This is a genomic window from Mesorhizobium sp. M7A.F.Ca.CA.004.12.1.1 (assembly GCF_003997835.1).
Lineage (GTDB): Bacteria > Pseudomonadota > Alphaproteobacteria > Rhizobiales > Rhizobiaceae > Mesorhizobium.
Window position 1 is genome coordinate 1 of record NZ_RZRK01000158.1, and the last position, 9,742, is coordinate 9,742.

Annotated in this window: 8 protein-coding genes and 1 pseudogene; 2 read left to right on the top strand and 7 right to left on the bottom strand. The window is 65.5% G+C overall.

Annotated features, from left to right (window positions below; genetic code table 11):
* A pseudogene (locus tag EN984_RS11010) lies at window positions 1–594 on the top strand (ATP-dependent DNA helicase); the annotation flags it as partial.
* Window positions 595–864: 270 nt separating this feature from the next.
* Here EN984_RS11010 and EN984_RS11015 read toward each other — a convergent pair.
* The 5 genes from EN984_RS11015 to EN984_RS11035 all read right to left on the bottom strand — a co-directional run bounded on the left by EN984_RS11015 (window position 865) and on the right by EN984_RS11035 (window position 5,849).
* A complete protein-coding gene (locus EN984_RS11015) occupies window positions 865–1,914 on the bottom strand; it encodes an ABC transporter permease (RefSeq protein WP_127383739.1) in 1,050 nt (349 codons plus the stop codon).
* On the bottom strand, window positions 1,911–2,708 hold the full coding sequence (locus EN984_RS11020; RefSeq protein ID WP_013530993.1) for an ATP-binding cassette domain-containing protein: 798 nt from the start codon (window positions 2,706–2,708) through the stop codon (window positions 1,911–1,913). Before EN984_RS11020 ends, EN984_RS11015 begins: the two co-directional genes overlap by 4 nt.
* An 88-nt stretch (window positions 2,709–2,796) precedes the next feature.
* Window positions 2,797–3,810 carry a substrate-binding domain-containing protein gene (locus EN984_RS11025; RefSeq protein ID WP_127269007.1) on the bottom strand — a complete coding sequence of 338 codons (1,014 nt, stop codon included), beginning with the start codon at window positions 3,808–3,810 and terminating at the stop codon, window positions 2,797–2,799.
* A 102-nt stretch (window positions 3,811–3,912) separates the two neighbouring features.
* Window positions 3,913–4,821, bottom strand: a complete 909-nt coding sequence (locus tag EN984_RS11030) for a sugar phosphate isomerase/epimerase (protein ID WP_127269006.1) — start codon at window positions 4,819–4,821, stop codon at window positions 3,913–3,915.
* A complete protein-coding gene (locus EN984_RS11035; protein WP_127272532.1) occupies window positions 4,818–5,849 on the bottom strand; it encodes a Gfo/Idh/MocA family oxidoreductase in 1,032 nt (343 codons plus the stop codon). The genes EN984_RS11030 and EN984_RS11035 overlap by 4 nt, the downstream gene beginning before the upstream one ends.
* Before the next feature lie 197 nt (window positions 5,850–6,046).
* Between EN984_RS11035 and EN984_RS11040 the strand changes: the two genes are divergently transcribed.
* Window positions 6,047–7,072: a LacI family DNA-binding transcriptional regulator gene (locus EN984_RS11040; RefSeq protein WP_127270067.1), complete on the top strand. Its 1,026-nt coding sequence runs from the start codon at window positions 6,047–6,049 to the stop codon at window positions 7,070–7,072.
* A gap of 141 nt (window positions 7,073–7,213) precedes the next feature.
* Here EN984_RS11040 and EN984_RS11045 read toward each other — a convergent pair whose 3' ends face one another.
* Together EN984_RS11045 and EN984_RS11050 are read right to left on the bottom strand one after the other, a co-directional pair.
* The gene (locus tag EN984_RS11045) at window positions 7,214–8,767 is read right to left on the bottom strand and encodes a trimethylamine methyltransferase family protein (RefSeq protein WP_127270069.1); all 1,554 of its coding nucleotides are present in this window, start codon (window positions 8,765–8,767) and stop codon (window positions 7,214–7,216) included.
* 12 nt (window positions 8,768–8,779) lie between these two features.
* A partial coding sequence (locus tag EN984_RS11050; RefSeq protein ID WP_164765436.1) for an aminomethyltransferase family protein occupies window positions 8,780–9,742 on the bottom strand: 963 nt, incomplete at its 5' end.

A 9,742-nucleotide genomic window follows, 5' to 3' on the forward strand; every position in this document is an offset into this window, starting at 1 on the left:
GTCTCCAACCGCCGCATCCACGGCCTGTGGCAGTCGACCATCCCGTCACGCTTCCTCGACGAACTGCCGGAAGCCCATGTCGAAGTCGCCGAAAGCGGTAACTCCTATGGCGGCTACGGCAATTCCTATGGCGGCGGTTCTTTTGCCTCCGGTCGCGGCGGCCAGGGCGCGGGACGGCAAAACCCCTATGGCGCCTCGCGCTTCGACAATGTCGGCGCCGATACCGAAAAATCCGGCGCCTTCTCCAACACCTATGCAACGCCGGGCTGGCAGCGCGCGCAGGCCAACCGCACCGAGGCGACCGACCGCAACTGGGGCTCGCGCTCCGGCCACCAGGTCGAGCGCATCGGCTATGGCGAGACGGACAGCGGCTACGGCGCCGGCCGCACCTCGGTCAAGGGCCGCACCATCGATGGCGAACTGGTCGCCAAATCCGTCGCCGACAAGCCATCGCCCTTCAACGTCGGCGACCGCGTCTTCCACCAGAAATTCGGCAACGGCAACATCTCGGCCATCGAAGGCAACAAATTGACCATCGACTTCGACAAGGCCGGCCAGAAACGCGTTCTGGACGGGTTTGTCGCGGCGGTGTGAAGATGGCGTTTTCCCGCGGACAGCTCCCACCTTCGTCATCCACGGGCGGAGCAGGAGCGAAGCGACGTCGCGGAGACCCGAGGATCCATGCCGTGACCTTGGCCGTGGAGTGCAGCGGAGCAGAATTCTGCACCGTAGTGACGCGTTGAAGTTGCGGCATGGATCCTCGGGTCTGCGCTGCGTCGCTACGCTCCTTGCTTCGCCCGTGGATGACGAAAACGATGAGCGCCGGCGCCAATCGTCAAGGCATGCGATCCTCCAACGAAACCCTCACCGATACCGCGCCTGGTTCCACTTATGACCGAGCAGCGACAGGATGATGATTAGGCCGTTGAAGAACTGCACGTAGAAGCCGCTCAATCCTGCCGCCACGACGCCGGTCTGGATGAAGGACACGGTGACAGCGCCGATGGCGCCTCCGACCACGGTGCCGATGCCGCCCCAGGTCGGCGTGCCGCCGACGAACACCGAGGCCAGCACCGGCAGCAGATAGCCATCACCGGCGGTCGGAAACCAGGTGAAGTTGATCATCACCGAGAAGGTGCCGGCGATCGCGGCCCCGATGCCGACGAAGACAAACACTTTCACCCGCACGCGCTTGACGTCGATGCCCATCTGCTGGGCGCTGTCGGGATTGTCACCGACCACCCTCACCTGCGCGCCGAAGCGGTGGCGGTTGTAGAGCATCGCCGACAGCACGACGAAGCCGATGGCCCAGAAGATCTGCACCGGAATGCCCAGGAGCTGGCTGGAGAAGATCGTATAGGCCCAGCTGTCGCTGAGGCTGGTCAGCGCCATCGACTTGCCTTCGTTGATGATCTGGATCAGGCCTCGCAGCAGGAAATTCATGCCGAGCGTCGCGATCAGCGACGACAGCCCGCCATAGACCACCAGCGACCCGACCAGGAAGCCGAGCAGCATGCCGGTGACGAGTGCGGCGGCGATGCCGAGGAACGGATTGTAGCCGGCCTGCACGACCAGCGCGAAGACCCATGAGGCAAAACCCATCGTCGCCGGAAACGACAGGTCGATCTCACCGCAGGTGACGACGAAGACCAGCGGCACCACCACGAACAGCGCAACGGGGAGCGTGGTCAGCACCGAGCGGTAGAGATACCAGGTGGTGAAGACGGTCGGGTTGGCGATCATGAACACCGTCATCATGACGATGAACACGGCGAGCGTGCCGAGCGCGGCACGGTTGTCGAGGATGAAGCCGCGCATCCAGTGATCGGAAGGGTGTTTCCACTCTTTCTGGGCACTGGGGCGGGCAATGCCGGCGGACGGCTCGTGCAGATCTGGCTCCATGGTCTTGCTCATCGTGCTCTCTGCTCCGCGTCGCCGGCATCGTGCAGTCCGGCCAATCCGCCGGGATGCGCGACCTCTTCCATGAAGTTGATGAGATCTTCGGCCGACTTGACCTCGCTGCGGTCGGTCGTCAGTGCGACCTTGCCGCGATCCAGCACGACGAAGCGATCGGCGATGTCGAAGACATGATGGATGTTGTGGCCGATGAACAGGATCGAGCGGCCGCTCGCCCGCACCTGGCGCACGAAATGGAACACCTTGGCGGTTTCGGTCAGCGACAGCGCCGTCGTCGGCTCGTCGAGGACGATCAGCTCGGCCTGCTTGTAGATGGCGCGGGCGATCGCCACGCCCTGGCGTTCGCCGCCCGAAAGCTGGCCGACGATCGACTGCGGCGTGAACACTTTCGAGGTGAAGCCGATCTCGCGCATCAGCCGGCTCGCTTCCTCGATCTCCTTGTTGACCCTGAGAAAGCCCATGAAGCCGGTCAGTTCGCGGCCCATGAAGATGTTGCGAACGATGGTCTGCTGCACGGCCAGCGCCCGGTCCTGGAACACCGTCTCGATGCCGGCCTCGCGCGAACGCGCCGCACTCCACCCGGTCACCGGCTTGCCGCGCACGAGGATTTCGCCGCTGGTCGGCTTGACCACGCCGGAGAGGATCTTGATCAGCGTCGACTTGCCGGCGCCATTGTCGCCGAGCAGGCCGACGACCTCGCCGCGGTCGACGCTGAGATTGACCCCGCCCAGCGCATAGACCTGGCCATAGGACTTGCTGATGTCGCGCAGTTCGATGAGGCGTTCTGCCATCGGATCCTCGCTTGATTGTCTGTTGCCGGCTTCGTCGCCAGCGGTCCCGCCGGCCGGGGCCTGAGATCCCGGCCGGCGGCTTGGGAGGTCAGCGCAGCGCCTGCTTGGCGAGCTCAGCGACGATCTCGTAATTTTCGGGCGTGACGAAACCGGCGCCGGTGTCGACATTCATCGGCGCCAGCCCCAGAACAACCTGCTGGCAGAGGCTGAGGATCGGCAGATAGCCCTGCAGGAACGGCTGCTGGTCGGCGGTCAATTGCACCCAGCCGCCCTTGAAGCCCTCGACGATCTGCGGGCTGGTGTCGAAGCCGAAATTGAATATCTCGCCCGCCTTGCGTCCGGCCGCCTGCATGTAGGTCGATACATTGCCGAGCATCTGCCCGCCGGGATAGCCGACCGCCTTGACGTCGGGATTGTTGAGCAGCGCCGCGGTAATCACCGGAATGGCCAGATTGGGATCGGACGCCCATTCGCCGCTCGGCGGAGAGGACAACTGGATGACCTCGACGCCAGCGTCCTTGAGCGCCGCCACCGTGCCGCGCTCGCGCGCGCCGCGGCTTTCGTTTTCGAACGGACCGATCATGATCGCCTTGTCGCCGGCCTTCAGCTTGCCCAGCTTGAACGCCTCGGCGCCGAGCGCGCGGCCCTGCTGCTCCTGCTGGGCGCCGACATAGCCGCCGCCGAATGCTTCCACCACCTTCGGCACCGGCACGTTCTGGTACATCATCTTGATGCCGTCCTTGTGCGCCTGTTCGGCCAGCGGCATGATCGACGCGTCGCCCGGGTGGCCCATCATGGCGATGCCGTTGGGCTTGACCGCGACGGCCTCACGCAGTTGCTGCACCATCTTTTCGATGTCCCACTGGGAGAAGATGTAGTCGACCTTCGGCCCGAGATCGGCCTCTGCCTGCTTGGCGCCATTGTAGACGATGGTGCCGAAAGCGTCGCCCTCGGCGCCGCCGACGAAGAAGCGGATGTGGACGTCCTTGCACCATTTGGCGTCGAGCGCCCGCGCGGGCAAGGTGGAGATCGCAGCGGCAAGCATCGTGGCGGCGGCCACGACGGTCGAGCGCAGAACTGTCCTTCTCATCGTCATGCTCATGCACTTATCCTCCCTTTTTGTCCTCGCAAGCGAGGAGTTCGACATTCGCTTCGGCAATGTGCGTTGCAGACATCCCGGCCGGCTCCTCCCGCCGGCCGATCCTCACATCGGGTTCGGCAGGTAGGTGGCCCCTCCTCTGCATTGCTTCAGATATTCCAGCGCCCGCACCTGGCCGGTGATCTCGAGATCGCCGCGATAGACCGGGTCGTGCCAGCCCTCGATGTCGATGGCGCCCTTGTAGCCGGCCAGCCGCAACTCGCTGATCACCCGCGTCCAGTCGCTGTCGCCAAAACCCGGCGTGCGCATCTGCACGAAGGGCAGTCGGCCGAACACGCCATGCTCGCGGATCACGTCCCAACGCACCGTCGCGTCCTTGCCGTGGACGTGGAAGATGCGCGGCGCCCATTTGCGGATCTGCGGCATCGGGTCGATCAGATAGACGAGTTGATGGCAGGGCTCCCATTCCAGCCCGAGATTGTCATCGGGCACTTCGTTGAATATCAGCTCCCAGGCGTCCGGATTGTGGGCGATGTTCCAGTCGCCGGCGGCCCAGTTGCCGTCCATGGCGCAGTTCTCGAACGCGATGCGGACGCCCTTGTCGGCGGCGCGTTTGGCCAGCGGTCCCCAGACCTTCTTGAAGCGCGGCAGGCTGTCCGGCAGAGGTTTGCCGCGCAGGCGGCCGGTGAAGCCGCTGACCATCGAGGTGCCGAACAGATGCGCGTTGTCGATCACGGTCTCCCAGGCCTTGAGCACGCCGCGATCGACCTCGCCGTCTTCCAGCGGATTGCCGAACACGCCGAGCGAGGACACGGTGACGTCGGCATCGCCGATCGCCTCGCGGATCTGGCCGGCGAGAAGCGCCAGGTCCTTGCCGCCAAGCGTCTGCCAGAAGAAGGGTTGGATGCTCTCGAAGCCGAGCGGCAGGATCTGTTTGACGTAAGCCGCCGGGTCGTCGAGATTGGCCCGCACCATGGTGCCGATCCGGATGTCGAGAAGCGGGTTCGGCGTCATTGTGCGTCCTCTGCGATTGTCACGCGGCGGCCGGTCTCGGCGCTTTCGATGGCGCCAAAAACCATGGCCAGGCTCTTGATGTTGTCGGCGCCGCGCGTTTCCGGCTCGGTGCCGGTCTGGATGGCGTGCACGAAATCCTGGAGAATGCCGAGATGGCCGCCGACGCGATCGGACGCATCGAGCGGCGGCACCGCGATCGGCTGGGTTTTGTCGAACATTCCGTCGCGGCCCGGCATCACTGCTTCTGCCCTCAGCTCGTCATTGCCGTCCCAGAGCAGGCTGCCGCGCTCGGCGACGATGCGCCATGTACTTTCCCAACTGGTGCGGAAGCCGGCGGCGCACCAGCTCCCGGCATAGGTGAAGACCTTGCCGCGGCCGAGATCGAAGACGGCGCTGGCCGACGATCCCTGCCGGTACCAGGAATTGGCCGGCTCCCATTCCTGGCAATAGACGCCGGCCGGCTCGCCGGCGACCATATAGCGGGCGGCGTCGAATGTGTGGATCGCCATGTCGAGCAACAGCACATGCGCCATCTCCTCGCGAAAGCCGCCGAAATGCGGTGCGACGAAAAAGTCGGCGTGGATGCTGGTAGGCGTGCCAATGGCGCCGGAGTCCAGGAACCTGCGGATGCGCCTGACATTGGCGACATAGCGGCGGTTCTGCACGACCGCATGGATGCGCCCGGCGCGGTGCGCGGCCTCGACGATGGCGCGCGCATTTTCCCGACTGTCGGCGAGCGGCTTTTCCGTCAGCAGATGGCAATTGTGGGCAAAGGCGGAAAAAGCGACTTCGCGCCGTGCAGCTGGAACCACCACGTCGAACACTGCTTGCGGTTTGGTCTGGTCGAGCACGGCGTCGAGATTGCTGCCGATGACGGCATTGGTGAGGTCGTATTCGCGCGCCCTCGCCCGTGCCCTGTCGGCATCGAGATCCACTAGGCCGATAAGGGTGAGCCCGTGGATCTGCCTGATGGCATCGAGCCAGGCCTTGCTCATCGCTCCGCAGCCGACCAGGACGACATCGATCATCCAGCGCTCCTCCTCCGCTCGGTCCCTCCAGACCGATCGTCACGGCATCCACGGCAGGACCGTAAACGTTTTTCCGTAAACGTTTACGAGAACACACCCGAAGGCGTAGAATGTCAATCGGCCCTTGGCGAAATTCGTCTTACCGCCTTGGCCTGAGCGGCTACCGGTGCTAGCCAAGCAAGGGGGAGAACAGTCTCTTGGCGTCCAGCATTCACGACCTTGCCCGTCACTTGAACATATCGATCGGCACGGTGTCGCGGGCGCTGAACGGCCGCGCCGACGTCAATGCCGACACGCGCCAGCGCGTGCTCGAGGCGGCCAGGACGCTGAACTATTCGCCGAACCAGTCCGGCCGCAGCCTGAGGCAAGGCGCCACCCGTTCGATCGCCTTCATGCTGCAGCCGCATCCCGGCGACCAGCAATATGGCGAGCCGTTCTTCATTCCGTTTCTGATCGGGCTGCAGGCCAGGCTTGCCGAAAGCGGGCTCGACCTGACCGTGGTCATGGGCGCGCCGGGCGACTACCAGCAGGAGCGCCTGCGCCGTGTCGTCGAGACGCGCCGCGCCGATGCCGTGCTGCTGGCCTGGACGCGGCGCGAGGACGAGCGCATCGACTATCTCACGCAAGCCGGCTTTCCGTTCGCCACGCTCGGCCGCAGTCGCTCCGGGGCCAAGTCCTATCCTTCCCTCGACCTCGATTTCGAGAAGGCCGGCGCCGACGCCGTCGACCGCCTTGTGGCGCGCGGTCACCGCCGTATCGCCGCTATCCGCCCGTCGCTCGACCTCAATTTCGGCTATCTGTTCCTCGCCGGCTACCGCAAGGCCTTGCGGCGGCACGGCATCGAGGTCGACCCGGAGCTGATCGCGTCCGGCTTCATCAACGAGGCCGGCGGCTACAAGGTGACGCCCCAGGTCATGCGCTCCAAGGCCCCGCCGACCGCCATCATCTTCAACAATGATGCAATGGCGCTGGGCGGCTGCAAGTCGCTGGCCGAGATGGGCATCAGGCCGGGCCAGGACATGGCGGTAACCGTCATCGTCGACACGCCGCTCTGCCGCTATTTTTCCCCGGCGTTGACCGCCTTCCGCCCGGCGCTGGAGCCAATGGGACAACGGCTTGCTGAAATGCTGCTGGCGTCGCTTCCCGCCTTCGCCGGCCCGGAGGGGCCGCGGATCATCCGCGAAGTCTGGCCGCTGGAACTGGTGGCGCGCGACAGCGATTGATGGTGGCAGCAGGGCCGCCGATGTCGTCTCCCCTCAAACAGCACACCGGTGCCGCAGTGCACCGGCCGCAACCTTGAATGCGCGGGAGGCGCTGCAGGTTCCGGATCGCGCCACAACCAGGGCGATCAGCGATAGCCGGCCTTAAGACACTGGCGCCGCTCCGCCCTCTGCCGTGCGCCGTGCGATAAACTCATCCAGCACGCCTGATGTGGCGGCAGCCGTTGCCGGCGGCGCGAAATCGGCAAGCACCCGCCTCCAGACACCGGTGGCGCGCTCGCTCGCTGTCTTCGAGCCGCTTTGCGTCCAGTTGCCGAAATTCGACCAGTCGGCCACCAGCGGTTCGTAGAAGGCGGTGCGGTAGCGCGCCATGGTGTGACCGGCCGAGAAGAAGTGGCCGCCCGGCTGCACCTCGGCGATCGCCTCGAAGCCGATCGTATCGGTGTCGCCGGGCGTCGCGGCACAAAGTTCAGCCACCGTCTGCAGCGCCTCGATGTCGGTGATCAGTTTCTCGAAGGAGACACTGAGGCCGCCCTCCAGCCAGCCGGCGGCATGGATGCACATCGTCGCCCCGGCCAGCACCGAGCCCCACAGCGCGAACTGCGTCTCGTGCGCGGCCTGCGCGTCTGAGATGTTGGCGGCACTGCCGCCGCCCGATCGCCACGGCAGTCCGGTGAAGCGCGCCAGCTGACCGGCGCCCAGCGTCGCCTTGACGTGCTCGGGCGTACCGAAGGCCGGCGCGCCGGATTTCATGTCGACATTGGAGGAGAACGAGCCATAGACGACCGGTGCGCCGGGCCGCACGATCTGCGCCAGCGTCAGCCCGGCGAGCGCCTCGGCATGCTGCAGCGTCAGCGCGCCGGCGACCGTGATCGGCGCCATCGCGCCAGCCAGGCAGAACGGCGTGATGACGGAGATTTGGCCCGCGCGGGCGAAATCGATGATGCCTTGCGCCATCGGGATGTCGAGCTGGCGCGGCGAGTTGGTGTTGATGACGGTGTAGCAATATGCATTTGCCAGAAACTCGTCCTGCGACAGGCCGCGCGCCAGACGAATCATCTCGAACCCGTCCTCGACCTGCGGCGTGCCGCGCGCGAAGACGAACGGGAGCTTGTCCGACAGCGTCAGCTGCGCGCGGTTGACGGCATAGTGGCGAAAGCGGTTGTCGACATCCTGCGGTTCGATGCAGGGCCCCAGCATATGCAGCACGTCGAAATGCTGCACCAGCCGCATGAGATCCTCGAAATCCGCCAGTGTTCCCGGCCGCCGGCCGCGCTCGAGATCGGTGACGTTCGGCGCCCCGCATCCGGCGAGGAAGGTCATCGAGCCGAGCTCCAGCGTCAGATCGCGGGCGCGCGAACCGGCGTGAGCGTGGATCGATCTCGGCGCCGAGGCGAGTGCCGCCGTCACCATGTCGCGGCCGATGCGCACCATGTCGGTGTCCGGATCGACCAGCGCGCCGGCGCTGGCGAAGTGCTCACGCGCCTGCGGCAGCAGCACCTTGATGCCGAGCTCTTCCAGCACCCGCAGCGCCGTTTCGTGAATCGCGGCCACCTGATCATCAGAAAAGATCGGCTGTGGCAGGAACGGGTTCTTCAGCGAATGGTAATTGGGACGGCGGCTGCTTTCGCTGCCGGCCTCGCCCGTGCGTCCACGCCGGCGCTCGCGCCTGCCGTCCCGTGCCGCGTCATCGACCATCGGAAATCCTCCTCATTGCCGCATTGCCTTGCCCAGGGGATCATAGGGCGAGGCCGCGACGACATGCGCCGGCCGTTCCTCCCCCACGACATGCACGGAGAGCGCGGTGCCCTCGCCCGCGAAATCGCGGTCGACCAGCGCCAGCGCCAGGCTCTTGCCGATCGTATAACCGTAACCGCCCGAGGTGACGAAGCCGACACGCCGGCCCTGATGCCAGACCGGCTCGAAGCCGCTGGCATCGGCGTCGAGCGCATCGATTTCCAGCGTCACCAGGCATTGGCCGCTGCCGGCCTCCCGCTGTTTCGACGCTGCTTCGCGGCCGATGAAGTCGCTCTTGCCGAAAGCGATGAAGCGGTCGAGACCGGTCTGGCCCGGCGTATAGCCTTGCGTGAATTCGCGCGACCAGATGCCGAAGCTCTTCTCCAGCCGCAGCGCATTGAGTGCATAGTAGCCGATTTCGGCAAGGCCCAAATCCTCGCCAGCGCCCAGCAGCGTGTCGCGCAGAGTGGCATGCATGGTCACGGGGCAACTGATTTCGAAGCCGAGCTCGCCTGATATAGACAGCCGCGCCACACGTGCCTGCACCATGCCGATGTCGAATGTGCCGCAGGCCATGAACGGCAGCGCTGCGCCGGACACATCCTGATGCGTCGTTCGCTCCAGTATTTTGCGCGCGTTCGGCCCGGTCAGCAGGAAGCCGCTCATCGTGTCGGAGAGGTCGCCGACGGTGACGCCTTCAGCCGCATGGCTCTCGAACCAGCGCATGTGGAATTCCCGGAGATAGTAGGAGCCCATCAGCCAATAGCTGCCGCCGCCCCAGTTGAAGACGGTGAGGTCGCCCTTCAGCCGTCCGTCATGACCGAGCATCGGCGCCAGGCCGGCCCGCCCCGGCTTCGGCAGCCTGCAGGCGAGCAGCCGGTCGAGCCAGGCTTCCGCACCTGGCCCCGCCACCGCATAGCGCGAATAGGCCGAGAT